Origin of the sequence: Streptomyces cucumeris, from assembly GCF_024295805.1 — a bacterium.
In the GTDB taxonomy this organism is placed as follows: domain Bacteria; phylum Actinomycetota; class Actinomycetes; order Streptomycetales; family Streptomycetaceae; genus Streptomyces; species Streptomyces cucumeris.
The window spans coordinates 80,831-100,971 of record NZ_JANCLX010000010.1 but is presented as its reverse complement, the minus strand read 5'-3'; the positions used below and the strand labels follow the sequence as shown (position 1 = coordinate 100,971).

Here is a 20,141-nt window from a genome sequence, read left to right as displayed (position 1 = left end):
GGTCCTGTCCTTGTTCGTCGTCCCGCCGGGATGTCACGCAGCTCTCCCAGTGTCGGACAAATGTGCACTGATCGCCCGTCCGGTGGCGGTAACCTCGCACCTTGACGTGATCTGTGCACGGTGATTGCATGTGGCTCATCCACTGAGCCACTGGGGGAGGATGAGCGTGGAGGCACTGCCCCGCGAAACCATCGTCGACGTCCTGGAGAACCGCCTGCGGGAGGACATCTTCACCGGCCGTCATCCGGCGGGCACCCTGCTGCCACCGGAGCGCGAGCTCGCCGAGGGATACGGGGTCACCCGCACCACCCTCAAACACGCCTTCGGACGGCTGATCCAGGCCGGACTGCTGGAGACCCGGCACGGTGTGGGCACCCGGGTGCGCGACTACGCCCGCCTCGGCGGCGCCGATCTGCTGCCCATGCTGGTACGGCACAGCCCCGACTGGATCGGTGAGGTGTTCGAGGTGCGGCGCTCCGTGGGCGCGCTGATCGCCGAACGGGCCGCCACCCGCGCCACCGACGGGCAGAAGGACGAACTGCGCACCCTGCTCGCCGAGGTGGGCGAGGCCGGGGACACCGACGCAGTGCAGCTCGCCGATGTCGAGGTGCACCGGGCGCTCGCCCGCGCCACCGGCAACCGCGTCTACGCCCTGCTCACCAACACCCTCTTCAACGCCTATCTGCCCGTGCGCACCGCCCTGTCCGGGCCCTTCACCGATCCCGCCGCCGCCCACGACCGGCTGGAACCGGTGGTCGAGGCCGTGGTCCGGGGCGATCCGCGCGCCGCGCACCGGGCCGCCGAGGCGTATCTGACCGCCACCGAACGCATCATGCTGGAGGGCCTCGCATGAGCATGCGCACCAGCGCTCCGGACGGCAACCACGCCCCCGGGAGCGACACCGGCACATCCGAACGCCACCGGCCGCCCCGGCGCGGCACCACCTTCCGGGAGTCCATGCTCGGCCGGATCCGCCTCGAAGGCGAGGACCACGACCGCCCGGTCCGCCTCGATCTGCGGGTCGCGGCCGAGCGGGTGCTGCGTCCGCTCGGCACCACACCGGCCCGGCTGGAGGGCCGGATACGCGTCGCCGGGTGGGCCGACGACCCCGACGCCACCGGAACCCTGGAGATCTCCCCGTTCGCCCGGCGCCGCATCCGCTACCGGATCGACTTCACCGCGGACGGCCGCCGCCTCAGCCTCGACGGCTGGAAGTCCATCAGCCCCCGCCGTCCGCTCGCCTCGATGACCGTGCTGCCGTACACGCTGTACGAGGACGGCAGGGCCATCGGGACCGGCACCGTACGGTTCCCGCTGACCACCCAGCTCCTGCCGTTCCTGGCCAGCTTCCGCTTCCCGCGCCGCGAGGAGTCGGCCCCGCTGCACGCGCCCCGGTGGGACGGCACCCCCGGCCGCACCGAGGTCTGGTACACCACCGCCACCGACCCGGCCACCGGCACCGGGATCTGGCTGCACCATGAACTCGTGGCCCCCTCCGACGGATCCCCGGCCTTCGCCCACGGCTGGGCCGCCGCCTTCCCCCAGGACGGCCCGGTGCGCCACGCCCGCTTCGGCCCCACGCCCTGGACCCGCCCCGCCGAGGGATTCAGCGGCGACGGCATCCAGGCGGCCCCCGGTCAGCTCAGCGGTACGGCGGGGGAGTTCAGCTGGAAGCTGTCCGAACAGCCCACCGACACCCCGCTGTACACCTTCCCCCGCTGGTCCTGGCGGCGCCCCCTGCTGCCCGCGGCCCAGATCCTCCCGGCCGCCCGCGCCCGCTACAGCGGCACCCTCAGCTACGACGGCACCACCCTCACCCTCGACGGCGCGCCGGGCGCCTCCGCCCGGATCTACGGCCACGGCAACGCCCACCGCTGGGCCTGGCTCCACGCCGACCTGGGCGACGGCGGGGTGCTGGAGATCGTGGCCGCCGTCTCCACCCGCCCCGGACTGCGGCGGCTGCCCCCGCTGGTCTTCCTGCGGCTGCGCCACCGCGGCCGCACCTGGCCCCGGCGGGCCGAGCGCGCCGCCCTGGGCTGGGCCGGACTCGGCCGGTTCCGTGCCGATGTCGCCCTGCCCACCTGGACGGTGACCGGACGCGCCGGACTGCGCCGGATCCGCGTCGAGGTCACCCAGCCCGAGGACCGGACGCTGGCCCTGGACTACGCCGACCCCGACGGTTCCCCCGCGGTCTGCCGCAACAGCGAGAGCGCCGACGCCCACGTCCTGCTCGAACGCTGGTGGGGCAGGTGGCGTACGGAACGCGTCTGGACCCTCGACGGCACGGCACACGCGGAGGTGGGCGACCGATGAACCCCGACACCCCCCACGGCGACACCTCCCGCGCCGCCGTCTGCACCTCCGCCACCCGGCTGCGTGCGCCGCACGGTGGCGGCAGCCTGGACGGCCTGGTCGCCGCCCTCCTCGCGGACGACGGCGCCACCCCGTGGCCCGGCCGGGTGCCCCGGCGGCTGGAGACCGTGCTCTCCTCGATGCCGCTGCCCGCCCGCGCCGGAGTGCGCGCCGCGGCCGCCGCGCTCGACGGATTCGCGCTCGCCACCACCGGCCGCAGGCTGAGCGCCCTCCGCCCGGACGAACGGGAACGGCTGCTCGGCTCGCTGGGCGCCCGCTCCGCGCTGCTCCCGCTGTTCGACGTGCTCAAGGTCCCCGTCCTGCTCGCCGCCGGTACCGAGCGCATGCTCGACCACGGCGGCAGCCGGCCCGGGCCGGCGCTCTCGCGCCAGGACCCGCCGCTGGACTGCACCCCCGCCGACGCCTGGCCCGCCCGCTCCACCGCCGACGCCGTGGTCATCGGCTCCGGTGCGGGCGGGGCCATGGCCGCCCGCACCCTCGCCCGCGCCGGACTGAGCGTGGTCGTCCTGGAGGAGGGCCACCACCACTCCACGGCCTCCTTCGGACGGCGCACCCCGCTGGACCGGTTCACCGAGCTGTACCGGGACGGCGGCGCCACCGTGGCCGTCGGCAACCCCCCGCTGCTGCTGCCGGTCGGCCGGGCCGTCGGCGGCACCACCGTGGTCAACTCCGGTACCTGCTACCGCACTCCGGACCATGTCCTCGGACGGTGGCGCGGCGCCTTCGGGTTCGAACTGGCCGACCGCTTCGACGCCGCGCTGGACGACGCCGAGAAGACCCTCCAGGTGGCCACCCAGCCGCTGGACGTGCTCGGCAACAACGGACTGCTCGCCCTCAGCGGCGCCGAACGGCTGGGCTGGCAGGCCGCGCCACTGCGCCGCAACGCCCCCGGCTGCAAGGGCTCCTGTCAGTGCGTCGTGGGCTGCCCCACCGGCGCCAAGCAGAGTGTGCAGCTCTCCGTGCTGCCCGACGCCTGCGCCGCCGGAGCCCGGATCGTCACCGGCGCCCGGGTGCGGCGGATCCTCGTCGAACGCGACCGCCCCGGCGGACCGCGCGCCGCGGGCGTCCGGGTGCGCCGGGAGGACGGGGCCGAACTGGAGATCCTCGCCCCGCTGGTGGTCGTGGCCGCGGGCGCCCTGGAGACACCGCCGCTGCTGCGCCGCTCCGGCCTCGGCGGCCATCCGATGCTCGGCCGCAACCTGAGCGTGCATCCGGCGACCAGCGTGGCCGGGCGGTTCGCCGAACCCGTCACCGCGTGGGAAGGGGTGCTCCAGAGCGTCGGGGTGGAGGAACACCACTCCGACGGCGTCCTGATCGAGGCCACCGCCACTCCGCCGGGCATGGGCTCCTTCGTCCTCCCGGGCCTCGGCGGCGAACTCCGCCGCGAACTGGAGACCTCCGACCGGCTCGCCACCTTCGGCGCCATGATCGCGGACCGGCCGTCCGGCCGGGTGCTGGGCCGGGACCGTACCCTGCTCCGCTACGGACTGGACCGCCGGGACGCGGGCCGTCTGGTGCGGGCCGTGCGCGCCATGGGCGAACTGCTGCTCGCGGCGGGCGCGGAGGAGGTGCTCACCGGGCTCCCCGCCACCCCCCGGGTGCGCACCCTCGACGAACTCGACGCCGCCCTGGAGAAGGTGAACGGCCGTCAGCTCCATCTGTCCGCGTTCCACCCCACCGGTACGGCCGCGGCGGGTGCCGATCCGCAGCGGGCCCCGGCCGATCCGGCGGGACGGCTGCGCGGGGTGCGGGGAGTGCTGGTGGCCGACGCCTCGGTGCTGCCGAGCTGTCCCGAGGTCAATCCGCAGCTCTCCATCATGGCCGCCGCCCTCACGGTGTGCGAGGCCCATCTGGAGGGGGCGGAGGCGGCCGTGGCGGTCTCGGGCGGCATCGGCTGACCGGTGGCGTCCGGCCCGGCTACACCCCGGCGGTCACGATGCCGATGACCTCGGTGGCGGCGGAGAAGTCCGGGGTGAGCCGGTTCTTGGTGATGGCGAAGGCCACCCCGTTCGCCACGTCCCCGAAGGTGAAGCTGCCACCGGCGCCGCCCATGCCGAACACCCCGGCCTTCCGCTGGGAGCCGTCGGGCAGTCCGAGCGCGAAGCCGAGCCCCCAGGCGGACTCGTTGCCGTAGATCCGGTCGGTGCCGCTCGCCGCCACCGAGGTCATCTCCCGCAGCCGCTCCGGGGAGACGAGCCGGACACCGGGGATGTCACCCATCAGGGCGGCGTGGAGCCGGGCCATGGCGCGGGCGGAGGTCTTGCCGCCCGCCGGGATGTCGGCGGCCAGGATGTCCGTGCGGTTGCCCAGCGCGGCCGTGGGGAACGCGGCCTTCGGGCCGGCCCGGAACATCGGCAGGTCCTCGGGCAGCCCCGCCCACATCTCCTCGGCGCCCGGCGCGTCCTCCAGGCGTGCCAGCCGTCCGTGCTCGGACACCGGCATCCCGAAGTACAGCTCGTCCGCCACGCCCAGTGGTCCGGTCAGCTCCTCGCGCAGTACCCGGGCGAGGGGGCGGCCGGTCACCCGGCGCACGATCTCACCGACGATGTAGCCGAAGGTGTACGCGTGATAGCCGACCGCCGTGCCCGGCTCCCACCACGGCTCGGCATCGGCGATCACCGCACACATCCGCTCCCAGTCGCACAGCTCCTCGACGGTGGTGTCCAGGGGCAGCCCCGGCACCCCTGCGGAGTGCGTGAGCACCTGCCGTACGGTCACCCGCTCCTTGCCGTGTGCCCCGAACTCCGGCCACAGCGCGGCCACCGGGGTGTCGTAGCCGAACGCGCCCCGCTCGGCCAGCACGTGCACCAGCGCCGAGGCGGCCGACTTTCCGATGGAGTAGTTGTAGAACACCGTCGCCGGGGTCACCGGCCGTCCGGTGGCCGGATCGGCGATCCCCGCCACCGCGTCCACCACCAGCTCCCCGTGCCGGTGGACCGCCACCTGGACACCGCGCTCCGCCCCGGACTCCACCATCCGGTCGATGCTCCGCCGGACCCGCTCCGCCGTGCCGTCCATCACCGCTCCTCATCCGCGTACCGCTGTCGCGCCTGTGGAAGGTGAGACCGGAGGGCGGCCGGAAACTCATCGCCGCCCCGGCGGGGCGCCCGCGGCGGGGTCCGCGGGCCGCGCGCCGCGGCGGTCCTGGACCGCCCTCACGAGCGGTCGGCCGCGACCTCCAGATGCGGCAGGTAGTGGTCCATCCGGTCCCGCTTGGTGCGCAGATATGTGATGTTCTCCTCGCGCGGCGGGGTCAGCAGCGGCACCTGCTCGCTGACGTCGATGCCATGGCGCAGCAGCGCGTCCCGCTTGAGCGGGTTGTTGGACAGCAGCCGCACCGACCGCACCTGGAGGTCGTGCAGCATCTCGGCCGCCACCTGGTAGTCACGGGCGTCCGCGGGCAGTCCGAGGGCCAGATTGGCCTCGACGGTGTCCATCCCCTCGGCCTGGAGCTGCATCGCCTGCAGTTTGGAGAGCAGACCGATGCCCCGGCCCTCATGGCCACGGAGGTAGATCAGAATGCCGCGGCCCTCGCGGGTGATGGTGTTCAGCGCGGCGGAGAGCTGGTCCCCGCACTCGCAGTGCTTGGATCCGAAGGCATCTCCGGTCAGGCACTCCGAATGCAGCCGGGTAAGAACGTCCTCACCCTCGACATCACCGTATACCAGGGCTATTTGTTCATCCCCGCGATTGAGGTCGAGGTAGCCGACCGCGCGGAATTCGCCGTACACGGTGGACAGTTGGAGATTCGCCACGCGCTTGGCACCCGCGGTGCGAGCACTGGAGTCGAACACGCTATCACTTACTGTCATGTCCCGATCCTATCTGGCAAACTGCCTGCGGTGTAGGTGAAAATGGCGGGCATGTGTCGACACGATGCCCCGGTATACGAACGAAAGGCCCGGAAAACATGAGCAGTTCGGGAACGCGACCACAGGTCCCGGATCTTCTGCCGACGGATACGACGGAGGACGTCCGGGCCCGGGGAGCCCGGGTCGCCGTCCTGCCCGTGGGGAGTTTCGAACAGCATGGCGCCGGACTCCCGCTGATCACCGACACGGTCGTGGCCTGCGCGATCGCCAGTGAGATCGCCGCGGTCCACCCGGTGCTCGCGCTGCCTCCGATCACCGTCTCCTGCTCGCACGAGCACGCGGACTGGCCCGGTACGGTGAGCATTTCCGCGGCCACCCTGCACGCCGTCGTCCGGGACATCGCCGTATCGCTGCGGGCCTCGGGCGTCCACGCCCTCGTCGTGATCAACGGACACGGCGGGAATTACGTGCTGCGCAACGTGGTACAGGAATCCGCGGGCATCGGTATGCGTATGGCACTTTTCCCGGGCTCGGCCGACTGGGCGGCCGCGCGTGAGCGGGCCGGAGTGCAGACGCCGTCCAACAGCGATATGCATGCCGGAGAACTGGAGACTTCCATCCTCCTGCGGGTCCGCCCGGAACTCGTCCGGCCCGGACAGGAAAAGGCCGACTGGATAGCGGATGACCGGAAGCATCTGCTCACCCTCGGTATGTCCGCCTATACGGAGTCCGGGGTCATAGGGAGGCCCTCCCTGGCATCCGCCGAAAAGGGAAAGGAACTCCTGGCCGGTCTCGTCGATTCCTTCCATGAGTATCTCTCCTTGCTCGGCGCCCGGGAGGAGACGCGATGACGGACCGCACCGCCGAACTCGACGCGGCGCGCGCGTGGGACCTGCTGCGCGCGGTCCGGACCGGAACGGAGGCCGAGGCGGCCGGTCTGGTCCGGGACGCGGACGGTACGCACCGGTGGCGGCAGCCCGCCACACCCGAAGCCGGGGAACTCGCCGCGCGCTACGCCCCCCTGTGCCTGGCCGGGCCCCGGCTGGTGGTGGCCCAGCTCGGCCAGAGCCTGGACGGGTTCATCGCCACCCGCACCGGCGACGCCGACTACGTCACCGGTGAGGAGGACCGCCTTCATCTGCACCGGCTGCGGGCGCTCACCGACGCGGTGCTCGTCGGCGCCGGAACCGCCGCCGCCGACGATCCGCAACTCACCGTCCGCGCCTGCGCCGGTGACCATCCGGTGCGTGTTGTCGTCGATCCGCATGGCCGGGTTCCCCTCACTCGCCGGGTCTTCACGGACGGTTCAGCGCCCACGCTGTGGGTGGTGGCCGCCGGCAGCGAGCACCCGGCCGCCCCGGAGGGCGTGGAGGTGCTGACGCTGCCGGACCGCGACGCATTCGCCCCCCACCGCCTGGTGGACGCGCTCGCGCGGCGCGGCCTGGGCCGGATGCTGGTCGAGGGCGGCGGGGTGACCGTGTCCCGCTTTCTGCACGAGCGGGCACTGCACCGGCTCTACGTCACCGTGGCGCCGGTCCTGATCGGCGACGGTGTCCCCGGACTGCGGTTCGCCGGTACCCCGGTGCTGCGGGACGCGCTGCGCCCCTCCGTGCGCCGCGGTGTCCTCGGCGAGGACACCCTCTTCGAACTCGACCTGGGGACGCCGCAGCCCGGCGGCCCACTGGCCGATGAGCACCGCGACACCGGGCAGGCTCGCCGCGAAGGTGAGCACCCCGTAGACCACGGCCACCGAAAGACCCTGGCCGGCGCCGAGCCCCGCGGCGCCGAACGCCCAGGCGGTGACCCCCTCCCGGGGACCCCAGCCGCCGACGTTCAGCGGCAGCGCCATGGCGATCAGGGCCAGCACCAGCAGCGGCACCAGCACGGCGACCGGAGCGGTTGACCCCGCGGCCCGCGCGGCCAGCAGGAACGTGGCCACATGTCCGGCCAGGACGACCACCGAGGCCACCGCCACCCCCGGCCAGCTCCCGCGGGCCAGCAGCCCGCGGCGCGCCTCGGCCAGCGCGCCGCGGAGCGCCCGCCGCCCCCGGGAGGGGCCGGCCGCTCCGCGGCGACGCCGTACCAGCAGCGCCACCACCCCGGCGGCCACCACGGCCACCGCCGTCACAGCGACCGGGGACCCGGCGATCCGGGCGGCCACCCGGCCGGTCTGCTCCAGTGCCACCGCCGGATGGGCCAGCAGCAACAGCACTCCCACCGCGATCAGCACCACCTGACCGGCCACCCGCTCCAGCACCACCGCGCGCACACCACGCCCGACATCACCGGAGGTGCGCCCGTGACGCACCGCGCGGTGCACATCGCCCAGCACCCCGCCGGGCAGCGCGGCGTTGAGGAACAGCGAGCGGTAGTAGTCCGCCACGGCCCGGCCCAGCGGCAGCCGGATCCGCAGGCCCCGCGCCACCAGACACCAGCGCCATGCGCTGAACACCGTGGTGAGCAGACCCAGTCCGAGCGCCGCCAGCAGCGTCGGCCCGTCGATCCTGCGCAGTCCGTCCACGAACGCGCCTGTGCCCAGCCGCCACAGCAGCACCGCGAGGATGACCGTACCGGCCACCGCGCCGAGCCGCGCCCGGACCGCCCCGCTCATGCCGCGGCCCCCACCGGTACGGGCAGCGCCAGCAGATCGCGGTGGTGCACCACCGCCCCCAGACCACCGGACGCGCACACCTCCAGCCGGCGCCGCAGATACGCGTCCGCGCGCGCCCCGAGGTCCGGCCGCTGCTCCTTGGCCGCGCCGACCCAGCCCCGCAGCCACTCCGCCGTCAGCGCGGACTCCTCCGGGCCCAGCCGCCACGGGCTGCTGTGCGTCCGCACCACCACGCCCCGCCGTTGGAACGATTCGGTGGCCACCGCCACCGCCTCCGGACCCAGCAGCACCCCACGCCGCTGATGGGCGTTGAAGGCGTCCAGGATCTCGTCGTCCAGCGGATCGGCCGGGGTCAGCTCGACCCGGCCCATCACCGACAGCGCCAGCAGCACCGGACACCCGGCCTCCGCGCACAGCGCGGCCAGCCGGTCGATCTCCTCCCGCGTCAGGACGTCCAGCAGCGCCGAGGCGGTCACCAGGGAGGCGCCCGCCAGATCCGCCGCGGTCAGCCGTCCCAGATCGCCCTGCCGGGTCTCCACCTGCACCGGTGTGCCCCCGGCGTCGCACGGCGGCTGTCCGGCGGCCCGCTGGAGCAGCCGCGGATCCCGGTCGTGCAGCACCCAGCGCTGCGGCGCGTGCAGCCGGGGCGCCAGCCAGCGGCCCATCGACCCGGTGCCACAGCCCAGGTCGTGCACCACCAGCGGACCGTCCGGCCCCGGCCGTGCGGCGAGCTGGGCCCGCAGCGCATCCAGCAGTTCGGGGGCGCGGGCCGCCGCGTCGGCACCCTCGCGCAGCTCAAGCCAGTCGGGGGTGTAGCGCGGTGTGTCGGTCGCCGTCACGCGGCCCTCCCGGTGTCCCGGCGGAGCCGGTCCAGCACCGTGGCCAGACTCCGCGATGTCGTGTCCCACCCGTCCAGGGCGGTGCGCCGGCCGCGCGCGGCCTCCCGCAGCCGCCGCCGCGTGTCGGGCTCACCCAGCCAGCGGCGCAGCGCGGCGGTGAGCGCCTCCGGGTCCTCCGGGGCGATGAGCATGCCCGGCACACTGCCGTCCGGCGCCTTGCCCACCGCCTCCGGGACCCCGCCCACCTCGGTGGCGAGCACCGGGATGCCACGGGCCAGCGCCTCGGTGACCGCCATGCCGTAGGTCTCCGCGTGCGAGGGCAGCACCAGCAGATCGGCGGCGGCGTAACTGGCCTCCAGCTCCGCGCCCGAGCGCGGGCCGACCAGCCGCAGCCGGTCCTCCAGACGCGACCGTCCGATCAGCTCCCGCACCCGCTCCACATAGTCCGGATGCCGGTCGAGACCGCCCACGAACGTGCACTCCCACGACAGATCGCCGATCCCGGCCAGTGCCTCGATCAGTCCCCGCTGTCCCTTGCGCGGGGTCACCGACGCCACGCACAGCAGCCGCGTCCCGGCCTCGCCGCCCTCGGCGGCGGGCCCCGTATCGGCCCCGGGCGCGGCCACATGCACCTGCCCCGGGGCGAGTCCGTGCAACGCCACCAGCCGCCGGGCCGCCCAGTCGCTGGTGGCCACCACCGCGCCCACCGCGCGCAGCGTCCGGCCCTCCAGCGACTGCAGATCCGCCGACCGGCCCGGGGCGAGCCCGGTCTCGTCACCGAGCGGCAGATGCACCAGCACCGCCAGCCGCAGCCGCGCCGCCTCGGGCACGACGAGATACGGCACGGCGCAGGCCACCAGCCCGTCGAGGAGCACCACACTGCCGTCGGGCAGCTCCGCCAGGATCCGGGCCAGTTCGGCACGGGAAGCGGCGGTCGGCTGGGGCCATGCCCCGGTCACCGCGTGCTCGTGCACCTCCCAGCCGGTGCCGGGCAGATCCCGGCACACCCGCAGGTCATAGACGTTGCCCCCGCTCGGCGCGGTGGGATCGTGCACATCGCCGGGCATCACGATGTGCACCGCCCGCGGTTCACCGCCGCTCACAGGGCACGCTCGTAGCTCGCCCAGGCGATATGCGATTCGTGCAGGGTGACCGTCACACCCGTGAGCCCCCGGGCCCCTTCGCCCAGCGCCCCGGCATGCACCCGCTCCACCAGCCGGTCGGCGATCACCTTGGCGAGGAACTCCGTGGAGGTGTTGATCCCCGCGAAGTCCGGTTCGTCGTCGAGATTGCGATAGCTCAGCGCCCCGGTCACCTGACCGAGTTCACGGGTGGCCAGTCCGATGTCGACGACGATGTTGTCGTCGTCCAGCTCGGTGCGGCGGAACGTGGCGTCCACGAGGAACGTCGCCCCGTGCAACCGCTGCGCGGGTCCGAAGACCTCGCCGTGGAAGCTGTGGGCGATCATGATGTGGTCGCGGACGGTGATGCTGAACAACGGAATGACCCTCCAGGTGCGCGCGTCGGGCCCGTCTGCCGGGGCACGCCGTCTAGTACGGCCGATGCGTTCTCCGTGTTCAGACCGATTTCGCGGCGGCCTCAGGGGCCGTACAGCACACGGTGGCACAGCCCCGGGAGTTCACCCGAGGCCAGCCGCGGCAACACCCCCGGCAGCTCCTCGAAGGAGCACTCCCCGGTCACCAGCGCATCGAAGGAGGGATCGGCCAGCAGCTCCAGGGCCAGCGCGAGCCGGTCGCCGTAGCCGCGGCGCGGGCCCCGGTTCGGCGACACCGTCCCCACCTGGCTGCTGCGCACGGTCAGCCGGCGCGAGTGGAACGCCTCGCCCAGCGGCAGACTGATCCGCCGGTCGCCGTACCAGCTCAGCTCCACCACCGTGCCCTCCGGGGCGAGCAGTTCCAGCGAACGGGCGAGCCCGGCCTCGCTGGCACTGGCGTGCACCACCAGGTCACAGCCGTCCGCGGCCTCCTCCGGCAGCGCGAACTCCACACCGAGCGCCGCCGCGACCCCGGCCCGCGCCGGATCGGCGTCCACCAACTGCACCCGCACCGCCGGATAGCGGGCCAGTACGGCGGCCACACTCGCCCCGATCATCCCGGCGCCCACCACCGCGATCCGGTCCCCGAGCAGCGGCGCGGCGTCCCACGCCGCGTTCACCGCGGTCTCCACCGTCCCGGCCAGCACCGCCCGCCGCGCGGGCACGTCCTCGGGCACCACCGTCACCGCGCTCGCCGGGACCACATAGCGGGTCTGGTGCGGATGGAGACAGAACACCGTGCGCCCCAGCAGTTCCCGGGGCCCCTGCTCCACCTCACCGACACTGAGATAGCCGTACTTCACCGGCGCCGGGAACGCGCCCTCCTGGAACGGCGCCCGCATCGCGGTGTGCTGGCTCTCCGGCACCCCGCCCCGGAACACCAGGGTCTCCGTACCCCGGCTGACACCCGAGCACAGAGCGCGCACCACCACCTCGTCATCGGCGGGTTCGGGCAGCTCCACCTCCCGTATCTCGCCGTGGCCGGGGGAGCGGAGCCAGAAGGCGCGGGCGACGCGCTCCATCGGTGTCCTCCAGAGGGATCGCGCTGAACAGCTGAACAATCGGGCGGCGGCACACGTACGGAAGGCCAGCCGCGATCACGGTACGCGGCGCTCATCAACTCCGCCACACAGCCGGAGGGTGCACGGTGGCAACCCTGAATGACACATACAACGCCAAACCGCTGCGACAGGAGACCGCGGCGGGGGCGGGCGCCCAGCTCGCCCTGATCGCCCTGCTCGGCACGGCACTCGGCCTCGGTCCGGCGGGATGGCTGACCGGACTGGTCTTCGCCCTCGCCACCTGGGCGGTGCTCAACCGCGCCGTGTCCCGTTCGTGGCTGCGCTCGTTCGGGGCGGCCAACCGCGTCACCCTGGCACGGGCCACCCTGGTCGGCGGGGTGACCGCGCTGGTCGCCGACTCCTTCCAGAGTCCGCCCCAGGTCACGGTGCTGGTCGCGCTCACCGCGGTGGCGCTGATCCTGGACGCGGTGGACGGCAAGGTGGCCCGCCGCACCGGCACCTCCTCCCCGCTGGGCGCCCGCTTCGACATGGAGGTGGACGCGTTCCTCATCCTGGTGCTCAGCGTCTACGTGGCCACCTCGCTCGGCCCCTGGGTCCTGCTGATCGGCGCCATGCGCTACGCCTTCGTCCTGGCGGCCCGGTTCCTGCCGTGGCTGCACGGTGAACTGCCGCCGAGCACGGCCCGCAAGACGGTGGCCGCGCTCCAGGGCATCGCCCTGCTGGTGGCCGGGGCCGCGATCCTCCCCAGGACCGCGGCCTTCGCCGAAGTACTGCTCGCCCTGGCCCTGCTGAGCTGGTCCTTCACCCGTGACATCGGGTGGCTGTGGCGCACCCGTCACCGGCGTGCGCATGCCCAGGGCTGAGGGGCACCGCAGGGCAGTCAGGAACGGCGGCCCTTGCGGCGGACCTTGATGGTGCGCATATCGGTGACCCCGGTCCGCAGCACCCGGTACGGATAGCCGTACGCCTCCAGGACCGCCAGCGCCCGCCGTGTGGCGCCCTGTTCACCGTCGTCCGGCTCCACCACCCCCACCTGGCAGCGGAAGGTGAACGCCGACAGACCGGTGTCGCAGGTGAACCCGCCCGCCTCGGTGAACGCGGCCTGGAAGGGGCCGGAGCTCTCGGTGAGGGCGCTGCGCTGGGCGTCGTCGAGTCCGTCGAACACGCCCCGGATCGTCACCCTGAACACGGCCGGTCCTCCTCCTGCGGGGACTTCGGGTCCTTCGCGTCCTTCGGGGCGTAGCCGAGCACCCGCTCGCCCAAGGATTCCTCGATGAGGTCGAGGAGTTCGAGGACGGCGGCGGCGATGGTGTCCGGCGGCTCACCCGCCGTGGTGCGCCTGCCGATCTCGGCGTAGACCAGCGCGTGGTTGCAGCTGATCTGTGTGGCCATCACCCGTGGCAGCGGATCGTCCGGCGCCGCGCCGGTCTCCTCGGCGAGGACCGCGGCGAGCGCGTCGGTCATCCGCGAGCCGAGGTCCTCCAGCCGGGCGAGGAGGGTGGGGGCGGCGCGCATCATCGCGAAGAACCGGCCGTACCCCTCGGACAGGCCCACCGCGCGGTCGCGGCGGCGCACCTCCTCGCGCAGCCGCCCGAGGACCGCCCGCGCGGCGCTCTGGCCGGAGCCGCGCTGCCGGACGATATCGGCGAGCCGCTCGGGGGACGCCTGGTCGGGCGGCAGGACCAGGTCCTCCTTCGCCGGGAAGTACTTGTACAGCGTGTTCACCGAGACCTCCGCCGCCTCCGCGACCTCGGCGACCGTGACCTGGTCGAAGCCGCGCTCCACGAACAGGGTCACGGCCGTTTCCGTGATGCGCAGGCGCGTACGCCGCTTGTGCCGTTCCCGTAGTCCTTCAGCCATGACGGAAGTCTAACCGCACTGCAAAGTCTCATTGACCTCCAAAGGTTAAGTCGATTGCAGTTTTGCAGTCCGTTGTGCTTCCATCCTCGGCATGTCCTCACTCTCCTCATCCGTGATCCGGATCCGGGGCCTCACCCGGACCTTCCAGCTCAAGAGCGGACCGGTGCACGCCGTCCGCGGTATCGACCTCACCGTCGGCCGGGGTGAGATCCTCGGTTTCCTCGGCCCCAATGGCGCGGGCAAGACCACCACCCTGCGGATGCTCACCACCCTGCTGCCGCCCAGCGGCGGTGACGCCGAGATCGCGGGCCATGACCTGCTGCGCGACCCGGCGGGCGTCCGCCGCCGTATCGGCTACGTGGCCCAGTCGGGCGGGCTGGACCCCGCCTGCGGGGTCCGCGAGGAGCTGGTCACCCAGTGCCGACTGCATCTGATGTCCCGCGGTGCCGCGCGTGAACGCGCCGGTGAACTCGCCCGCGAGCTCGGTCTGTCGGACCTCATGGACCGTCCGACCGGTGCGCTCTCCGGTGGTCAGCGCCGTCGGCTGGAGATCGCGATGGGCCTGGCCAACCGGCCCGAAGTGCTCTTCCTCGACGAGCCGACGACGGGGCTCGACCCCGGCAGCCGGGCCGAGTTGTGGGAGCTGGTGGCCCGCGTCCGCGCCGAACACGGCACGACCGTCTTCCTGACCACCCACTACCTGGACGAGGCCGACGCGCTCGCCGACCGCGTGGTGGTCGTGGACTCCGGACGGATCGTCGCCGAGGGAACCCCGGCCGACCTCAAGACCCGCTACACCGGTGATCCGGCGGCCAGCCTCCAGGACGCGTTCCTCGCCATCACCGGACGCGGTGCGACCGGTGAACCGGTGGCCATCTGAGCCCCGCCACCACCTGATCTCACACCATTCACCTCAACCCCATGAGACCCATGACACTCCTCGCCCACACCGGCATCGTCTTCGGCCGCGCGCTGCGCGCGACCCTCCGCTCCAAGACCAATCTCTTCTTCGGCATGCTCCAACCCCTGCTCTTCCTGGCGCTCTTCGGTCCGCTGCTGACCGAGCTGGACATCGGCGTCAGCGGCTCCTCCTGGCAGGCCCTGGTCCCCGGCGTCCTCATCCAGCTCACCCTGCTCGGCGGCTCCTACGTGGGACTCGGTCTGCTGATGGACCGCAGCCTCGGGGTGGTCGACCGGATGCGCGTCACCCCCGTGACCCCGCTCGCCCTGCTGCTCGGCCGGACCCTGCGCGACGTCGTCCAACTGGTGGCCCAGGCCGTCCTGCTCGTCCTCCTCGGCCTGGCCCTCGGCCTGCGCGCCCCGCTGCCGGGCGTCCTGCTCGGCCTGCTCTTCGTCGCCGTGGTCGCCGCGGCGCTCTCCGCGCTGTCCTACGGTCTGGCGATGCACATCAGGACAGGCCAGGAGTTCGCCGCCGTCGTCAACACCGCGGGTATGCCGCTGATGCTGCTGGCCGGTCTGCTGCTGCCGATGTCGCTCGCCCCCGGCTGGCTCGACGGCATCTCCCGCGCCGTCCCGTTCCGGTACACGGTCGACGCCGTGCGCCAGGTCTTCCTGGGCCACTACGCGAACGGCACGGTGGCCGTCGGCGCGGCCGTCACCCTGGCCCTGGCCGCCCTCTGCCTCCTCGCCGGCGCCCGCCTCTTCCGCAGCGCCCCGGCCTAGCGGCCTTCGGGACCATCCCGGAACACACAGTGGCGCAACGACGGATGCGGCCCGAGGAGATCCTCGGGCCGCATCCGGTATGAAGCTGTATCGCTGTGTGTCCGAGGGGGGACTTGAACCCCCACGCCCGATAAAGGGCACTAGCACCTCAAGCTAGCGCGTCTGCCATTCCGCCACCCGGACCAGGTGTCTGCCGTGCGGCCCGCGGCCGCTCCGACGTGGAAACCATAGCAAACATCCGGGCGTGCTCGATCACACGGATGCCCGGGCCCGGGCCGGTGGCCGGGGGGTTCTGGGCGGGGTTGGTGTGTGACGGGGGCATGACGGCGATATTGCCGCCTTGGGCTGGGCGGGCGGGGGGTGGAGTATGGCTGGTGGGCCCCGTCGTGGGTCGGCCCGGCTGCGGGCTGCGCGCCGCGGCAGTGAACAGGAGGAGGCAGCGTGAGCGAGTCGCTTTCGGACGCGACGACCGCCGGTACGGTCACGGGCGAGGACGAGGTCGTCGACCTCTGCCGCGACCTGATCCGTATCGACACCAGTAACTACGGTGACCACTCCGGCCCCGGCGAGCGCGCGGCTGCCGAGTACGTCGCCGAAAAGCTCGCCGAGGTGGGGCTCGAACCGCTGATCGTCGAGTCCGCCAAGGGCCGGGCCTCGACGGTGGCGCGCATCGAAGGCGAGGACCCGTCCCGTCCCGCGCTGCTCATCCACGGCCACACCGACGTCGTACCGGCCAACGCCGAGGACTGGACTCATCACCCCTTCTCCGGCGAGATCATCGACGACTGCGTCTGGGGCCGGGGCGCGGTCGACATGAAGGACATGGACGCCATGACGCTCGCGGTGGTCCGCGAGCGGCTGCGCACCGGCCGCAAGCCCCCGCGTGACATCGTGCTCGCCTTCCTCGCCGACGAGGAGGCCGGCGGCGTGTACGGGGCGCGGCACCTGGTCAACCATCACCCGGACCTGTTCGAGGGTGTGACGGAGGCGATCGGCGAGGTCGGCGGGTTCTCGTTCACCGTCAACGAGGATCTGCGGCTGTACCTGATCGAGACCGCCCAGAAGGGCATGCACTGGATGCGGCTCACGGTGGACGGCACCGCGGGGCACGGCTCCATGACCAACAAGGACAACGCGATCACGGAGCTGGCGGAGGCGGTCGGACGCCTGGGGCGGCACAAGTTCCCGGTGCGGGTGACCAAGACCGTGCGGTCGTTCCTGGACGAGCTCTCCGATGCCCTCGGCACCCCGCTCGACCCGGAGAACATGGACGAGACCCTCGCCAAGCTGGGCGGTATCGCGAAGATCATCGGGGCGACGCTGCAGAACACGGCCGCGCCGACGATGCTCGGCGCCGGGTACAAGGTCAATGTGATCCCGGGGCAGGCCACCGCCCACGTCGACGGGCGCTTCCTGCCGGGGTACGAGGAGGAGTTCCTCGCCGACCTCGACCGCATCCTCGGCCCGCGGGTCAGGCGCGAGGACGTGCACGCGGACAAGGCGCTGGAGACCAGCTTCGACGGCGCCCTGGTCGACGCCATGCAGTCGGCGCTGAAGGCCGAGGACCCGATCGCCCGCGCCGTGCCGTACTGCCTCTCGGGCGGTACGGACGCCAAGTCCTTCGACGACCTCGGCATCCGCTGCTTCGGGTTCGCTCCGCTGAAGCTGCCCCCGGAGCTGGACTTCGCCGGGATGTTCCACGGCGTCGACGAGCGGGTGCCGGTGGACGGGCTGAAGTTCGGGGTGCGGGTGCTGGACCGGTTCCTGGACGCCTGCTGATCACCTGACCCGAGCCGGGCCATGGCCGCGCCATGGCCCGGCTCGTGCCGTGCTGGTGCCCCGCGGTCGTGTCCGCTTCGCGCCGATCACCGCTGTGACCGGTGCGGACGGCGATCGGTCACGGGCATCCACCGGTTCGGCCTAATCGATCAGACATACCGAAAGAACCGAAAAGAGTGAATGCTGTCGTAGCTTGATAGCTTGATTGCTCCCTCCTCGTTACATGGGGTGTGCGGCTCGTGACAGGGGCCGCGATGCCGAATTGGGGGGTGGGAGCAGTACCCCGCCTTCGGCAATTACCGCATCGATCACGTGACATCGGGTCACGGTCCACCGGGATGTGATCCCGGGTGGTTTCGGAGGGCGTGCCATGCGCTCCGGAGCGGCCCGGGCATGGGGGCGCGGACGGAAGACGTCCGCGCGCAACCCGGCTGGGACGACGGCAAAGGCAGGGGAGCAAGAAGTTATGCGACAGGTTGCGAAGAAGGGCCTGATCACCGTAGCGGCGGCGAGCGGAGTGCTGGCCGTGACCGGTGGCTACGCCCACGCGAGCTCGGGGGCGGACGGCGGCGCCGTGGGCTCGCCGGGGATCGTGTCGGGCAACTCGATCCAGGCGCCGGTGAACGTGCCGGTGAACCTGTGCGGAAACACGGTCACCGTCATCGGGATGCTGAACGGCTCCGGTGGCGGGAGCTGCGGCGGGCAGACCGATGACTCGGGCAGCGGCTCCGGCGGCTCCAGCTCCACCAGCGGCTCCCAGGCCCAGGGCGGCACCCAGGGATCGCCCGGCATCGTCTCCGGCAACAACGTCCAGGCTCCGGTCAACGTTCCGGTCAATGTGTGCGGGAACAACATCGGCGTCGCCGCGATCGGCAACTCCAGCGACGGCGGCGACTGCGGCATGGTCGAGGCGGTTCCGAACGAGCCCGGTGAGCCGAACGAGCCGGGTGAGCCCAATGAGCCGGGCGAGCCTAACGAGCCGGGCGAGCCCAATGAGCCGGGGGAGCCCAACAACCCCGGTGAGCCGAACGAGCCCGGTGAGCCGAACAACCCCGGTGAGCCCAACAACCCGGGCGAGCCGAACGAGCCGGGGGAGCCCAACAACCCCGGTGAGCCGAACAACCCGGGCGAGCCCAACACCCCGGGTGACAACACGCCCGGTGACGACAACCCCGGCGATGACTCGGACCAGCCCGGTACGGACGGGTCCGACCCGTCCGCGAACCTCGGTGGCTCCCACGTCGCCGGTGACGAGCAGCTGGCCCACACCGGTGCCGGACCGGTCGACCTGGCCATTCCGGCCGCCGCCGGGATGCTGCTCGCGGGCACGGTGCTCTACCGTCGCGCCCGCGCGGCGCGCCGCTGACCCGCACGCGCCGTACCGCTACGGCGCGCAGCAGGCACCACACGGCACGGGTCATTCACCGACCGCCACACCACATGGTGTGACGACGGCGTAACTCTCGGCGGGCCCCGCGACACCGCGGGGCCCGCTCCGCGTTCCGGCGCGCTACCAGGTGGCGCGCAGCTGGCGGATGATCCGCCGCCGCAGCCGTACCCGACGGCTGCCGTCGGGGTTGAGCCTGAGGCGATCCAACTCCCAGTGTCCGTATTCGGCGTGGTCGGTCAGTATGCGGGTGGTCGCCTTGCGGGAGACCCCGCGCGGGACATACACGTCGCAGAATTCATATTCCGGCATCGCATCTATTGTGCGGGAACTGCCCTGCTACGGATAGCGTCTGCACTATGTCTGATGCTGCGCAGCCATCCGCTGCCGAGGTACGCGCCGCCGCCGAAGCGGTGAAGGCCGCACTGGATCGTCACCTCGACGCTGTCGAACGCCGGTCGGGGGAAGCAGACCCAGCCGTGTATGCCGCGTTCAACGAACTGGCAGCGGCAGCCGAGGTCTATGACGAGCTGCTCTACGACGCCTATGACGAGGTCACCCCCTTCGAGATCCCCGGGGATGACACGCTGCCCGCCTACGCCGGGCCGGACGAGCCCAGCGTGCTGAATGTACTGATCCGGCGGGACTACACGATCAACGAACCGCAGCGGCTGCTCGCACAGGCCCAGCGGATCGCCGATCTCGATCCGGACTCCGCCGCCGGCAACGGCAGGCTGGGCGGTGAACCGGCCGCCGTCGGCGAGAGCGTCCATGCCGCGCTGGGCGTGCTCTTCGGCGAGTTCGAGCCGGATGAGATCGCCTCCCGGCACAAGGAGTTCGGACTGGAGGAGGGCGACTCCACCCTGTGGGTGGCGGCAGCCGAGGAGCCCGCCGAACCGGGGGAGTGGCTGTCCGCCCCCTTCGACCAGGCCGACCCCGAGCAGGTGGTCTGCCGCTTCGACGTCAGCTCGGTCTTCGACGAGGAGGACGAGGAAGACCTCGAGGTACTGGGCCCGGGAGGCTGAACCGCGAGCCGCGGAAGCGCTGTGCGCCGGGCGGCCCCGCCCGGCGCCGCGCTCCGGACTCCGTCGGCGCGGACGCGTGACCGCCGACCGCCCCGGCCCGTTTGCATCGGCCGGAGCCGCACCGGGCCCCGAATCCGGCTCGGCCCGCGGCCGGCCGTGCGCGGCGCATGATGCGTGGCGCCACCGCCCCGCACG

The 20,141-nt window shown here is 72.6% G+C and carries 19 protein-coding genes, 1 tRNA gene and 2 pseudogenes; 11 read left to right on the top strand and 11 right to left on the bottom strand.

Features of this window, described 5'->3' with window-relative positions; all coding sequences use genetic code 11:
• The first annotated feature begins 160 nt into the window (after positions 1–160).
• Genes NMK44_RS17375 through NMK44_RS17365 form a run of 3 tightly spaced genes read left to right on the top strand, consistent with a single transcriptional unit; the run spans position 161 to position 4,271 of the window.
• The gene (locus NMK44_RS17375; RefSeq protein ID WP_254744260.1) at positions 161–853 is read left to right on the top strand and encodes a FadR/GntR family transcriptional regulator; all 693 of its coding nucleotides are present in this window, start codon (positions 161–163) and stop codon (positions 851–853) included.
• Positions 850–2,313 (top strand): tocopherol cyclase family protein, encoded by a 1,464-nt coding sequence (locus NMK44_RS17370; RefSeq protein WP_254743999.1) that lies wholly within the window; start codon positions 850–852, stop codon positions 2,311–2,313. Before NMK44_RS17375 ends, NMK44_RS17370 begins: the two co-directional genes overlap by 4 nt.
• Entirely contained in the window at positions 2,310–4,271 is a 1,962-nt protein-coding gene (locus NMK44_RS17365) for a GMC family oxidoreductase (protein ID WP_254743997.1), read from the top strand. The genes NMK44_RS17370 and NMK44_RS17365 overlap by 4 nt, the downstream gene beginning before the upstream one ends.
• Before the next feature lie 19 nt (positions 4,272–4,290).
• Here the strand turns inward: NMK44_RS17365 and NMK44_RS17360 are convergent, their stop codons facing one another.
• The gene (locus tag NMK44_RS17360; protein ID WP_254743995.1) at positions 4,291–5,391 is read right to left on the bottom strand and encodes a serine hydrolase domain-containing protein; all 1,101 of its coding nucleotides are present in this window, start codon (positions 5,389–5,391) and stop codon (positions 4,291–4,293) included.
• Between the two features lie 137 nt (positions 5,392–5,528).
• The gene (gene ribA, locus NMK44_RS17355) at positions 5,529–6,185 is read right to left on the bottom strand and encodes a GTP cyclohydrolase II (protein WP_254743993.1); all 657 of its coding nucleotides are present in this window, start codon (positions 6,183–6,185) and stop codon (positions 5,529–5,531) included.
• 98 nt (positions 6,186–6,283) lie between these two features.
• Here ribA and NMK44_RS17350 point away from each other — a divergent pair, with 98 nt between their 5' ends.
• Complete coding sequence (locus NMK44_RS17350) at positions 6,284–7,036, top strand: creatininase family protein (RefSeq protein ID WP_254743991.1); 753 nt, start codon at positions 6,284–6,286, stop codon at positions 7,034–7,036.
• Positions 7,033–7,680: pseudogene (locus tag NMK44_RS17345) on the top strand (RibD family protein); the annotation flags it as partial. The gene NMK44_RS17350 and the pseudogene NMK44_RS17345, both read left to right, overlap by 4 nt.
• 276 nt (positions 7,681–7,956) lie before the next feature.
• Here the strand turns inward: NMK44_RS17345 and NMK44_RS17340 are convergent.
• The 5 genes and pseudogenes from NMK44_RS17340 to NMK44_RS17320 form a co-directional block, all read right to left on the bottom strand.
• Positions 7,957–8,796: pseudogene (locus tag NMK44_RS17340) on the bottom strand (lysylphosphatidylglycerol synthase transmembrane domain-containing protein); the annotation flags it as partial.
• The gene (locus NMK44_RS17335) at positions 8,793–9,704 is read right to left on the bottom strand and encodes a class I SAM-dependent methyltransferase (RefSeq protein ID WP_374215283.1); all 912 of its coding nucleotides are present in this window, start codon (positions 9,702–9,704) and stop codon (positions 8,793–8,795) included. The pseudogene NMK44_RS17340 and the gene NMK44_RS17335, both read right to left, overlap by 4 nt.
• Positions 9,632–10,702: a glycosyltransferase family 4 protein gene (locus NMK44_RS17330; RefSeq protein WP_254744258.1), complete on the bottom strand. Its 1,071-nt coding sequence runs from the start codon at positions 10,700–10,702 to the stop codon at positions 9,632–9,634. The genes NMK44_RS17335 and NMK44_RS17330 overlap by 73 nt, the downstream gene beginning before the upstream one ends.
• 32 nt (positions 10,703–10,734) lie before the next feature.
• Complete coding sequence (locus NMK44_RS17325) at positions 10,735–11,133, bottom strand: 6-pyruvoyl trahydropterin synthase family protein (RefSeq protein WP_254743987.1); 399 nt, start codon at positions 11,131–11,133, stop codon at positions 10,735–10,737.
• Between the two features lie 101 nt (positions 11,134–11,234).
• Positions 11,235–12,212, bottom strand: coding sequence for a zinc-dependent alcohol dehydrogenase (locus NMK44_RS17320; protein ID WP_254743985.1), 978 nt, complete (start codon positions 12,210–12,212; stop codon positions 11,235–11,237).
• 125 nt (positions 12,213–12,337) lie between these two features.
• Between NMK44_RS17320 and NMK44_RS17315 the strand changes: the two genes are divergently transcribed.
• Complete coding sequence (locus tag NMK44_RS17315; protein ID WP_254743983.1) at positions 12,338–13,075, top strand: CDP-alcohol phosphatidyltransferase family protein; 738 nt, start codon at positions 12,338–12,340, stop codon at positions 13,073–13,075.
• A 17-nt stretch (positions 13,076–13,092) separates the two neighbouring features.
• On the opposite strand, the gene NMK44_RS17310 is transcribed toward NMK44_RS17315, so the two are convergent.
• Entirely contained in the window at positions 13,093–13,401 is a 309-nt protein-coding gene (locus NMK44_RS17310) for a DUF6204 family protein (protein ID WP_254743981.1), read from the bottom strand.
• The gene (locus NMK44_RS17305; RefSeq protein ID WP_254743979.1) at positions 13,389–14,072 is read right to left on the bottom strand and encodes a TetR/AcrR family transcriptional regulator; all 684 of its coding nucleotides are present in this window, start codon (positions 14,070–14,072) and stop codon (positions 13,389–13,391) included. Before NMK44_RS17305 ends, NMK44_RS17310 begins: the two co-directional genes overlap by 13 nt.
• Positions 14,073–14,163: 91 nt before the next feature.
• Here NMK44_RS17305 and NMK44_RS17300 point away from each other — a divergent pair, with 91 nt between their 5' ends.
• Positions 14,164–14,952: an ABC transporter ATP-binding protein gene (locus NMK44_RS17300; protein WP_254743977.1), complete on the top strand. Its 789-nt coding sequence runs from the start codon at positions 14,164–14,166 to the stop codon at positions 14,950–14,952.
• A 50-nt stretch (positions 14,953–15,002) separates the two neighbouring features.
• Positions 15,003–15,755: an ABC transporter permease gene (locus NMK44_RS17295; RefSeq protein WP_254744256.1), complete on the top strand. Its 753-nt coding sequence runs from the start codon at positions 15,003–15,005 to the stop codon at positions 15,753–15,755.
• Between the two features lie 98 nt (positions 15,756–15,853).
• Here NMK44_RS17295 and NMK44_RS17290 read toward each other — a convergent pair.
• Positions 15,854–15,938, bottom strand: a tRNA-Leu gene (locus NMK44_RS17290).
• A 258-nt stretch (positions 15,939–16,196) separates the two neighbouring features.
• On the opposite strand from NMK44_RS17290, the gene NMK44_RS17285 reads away from it, so the two are divergent.
• Together NMK44_RS17285 and NMK44_RS17280 are read left to right on the top strand one after the other, a co-directional pair.
• Entirely contained in the window at positions 16,197–17,534 is a 1,338-nt protein-coding gene (locus NMK44_RS17285) for a M20/M25/M40 family metallo-hydrolase (RefSeq protein ID WP_254743975.1), read from the top strand.
• Between the two features lie 466 nt (positions 17,535–18,000).
• Positions 18,001–18,900, top strand: a complete 900-nt coding sequence (locus NMK44_RS17280) for a chaplin (RefSeq protein ID WP_254743973.1) — start codon at positions 18,001–18,003, stop codon at positions 18,898–18,900.
• A 144-nt stretch (positions 18,901–19,044) separates the two neighbouring features.
• Here the strand turns inward: NMK44_RS17280 and NMK44_RS17275 are convergent, their stop codons facing one another.
• Complete coding sequence (locus tag NMK44_RS17275; protein WP_254743971.1) at positions 19,045–19,233, bottom strand: DUF5703 family protein; 189 nt, start codon at positions 19,231–19,233, stop codon at positions 19,045–19,047.
• A 47-nt stretch (positions 19,234–19,280) separates the two neighbouring features.
• On the opposite strand from NMK44_RS17275, the gene NMK44_RS17270 reads away from it, so the two are divergent.
• Entirely contained in the window at positions 19,281–19,946 is a 666-nt protein-coding gene (locus tag NMK44_RS17270; RefSeq protein ID WP_254743969.1) for a hypothetical protein, read from the top strand.
• Positions 19,947–20,141 lie beyond the last annotated feature (195 nt).

Coding starts and splice junctions, on each gene's coding strand:
- NMK44_RS17375 (WP_254744260.1), top strand. CDS start 161: ATGAGCGTGGAGGCACTGCCCCGCGAAACCATCGTCGACGTCCTGGAG.
- NMK44_RS17370 (WP_254743999.1), top strand. CDS start 850: ATGAGCATGCGCACCAGCGCTCCGGACGGCAACCACGCCCCCGGGAGC.
- NMK44_RS17365 (WP_254743997.1), top strand. CDS start 2,310: ATGAACCCCGACACCCCCCACGGCGACACCTCCCGCGCCGCCGTCTGC.
- NMK44_RS17360 (WP_254743995.1), bottom strand. CDS start 5,391: ATGGACGGCACGGCGGAGCGGGTCCGGCGGAGCATCGACCGGATGGTG.
- ribA (WP_254743993.1), bottom strand. CDS start 6,185: ATGACAGTAAGTGATAGCGTGTTCGACTCCAGTGCTCGCACCGCGGGT.
- NMK44_RS17350 (WP_254743991.1), top strand. CDS start 6,284: ATGAGCAGTTCGGGAACGCGACCACAGGTCCCGGATCTTCTGCCGACG.
- NMK44_RS17330 (WP_254744258.1), bottom strand. CDS start 10,702: ATGCCCGGCGATGTGCACGATCCCACCGCGCCGAGCGGGGGCAACGTC.
- NMK44_RS17320 (WP_254743985.1), bottom strand. CDS start 12,212: ATGGAGCGCGTCGCCCGCGCCTTCTGGCTCCGCTCCCCCGGCCACGGC.
- NMK44_RS17305 (WP_254743979.1), bottom strand. CDS start 14,072: ATGGCTGAAGGACTACGGGAACGGCACAAGCGGCGTACGCGCCTGCGC.
- NMK44_RS17300 (WP_254743977.1), top strand. CDS start 14,164: ATGTCCTCACTCTCCTCATCCGTGATCCGGATCCGGGGCCTCACCCGG.
- NMK44_RS17295 (WP_254744256.1), top strand. CDS start 15,003: ATGACACTCCTCGCCCACACCGGCATCGTCTTCGGCCGCGCGCTGCGC.
- NMK44_RS17280 (WP_254743973.1), top strand. CDS start 18,001: ATGCGACAGGTTGCGAAGAAGGGCCTGATCACCGTAGCGGCGGCGAGC.
- NMK44_RS17275 (WP_254743971.1), bottom strand. CDS start 19,233: ATGCCGGAATATGAATTCTGCGACGTGTATGTCCCGCGCGGGGTCTCC.
- NMK44_RS17270 (WP_254743969.1), top strand. CDS start 19,281: ATGTCTGATGCTGCGCAGCCATCCGCTGCCGAGGTACGCGCCGCCGCC.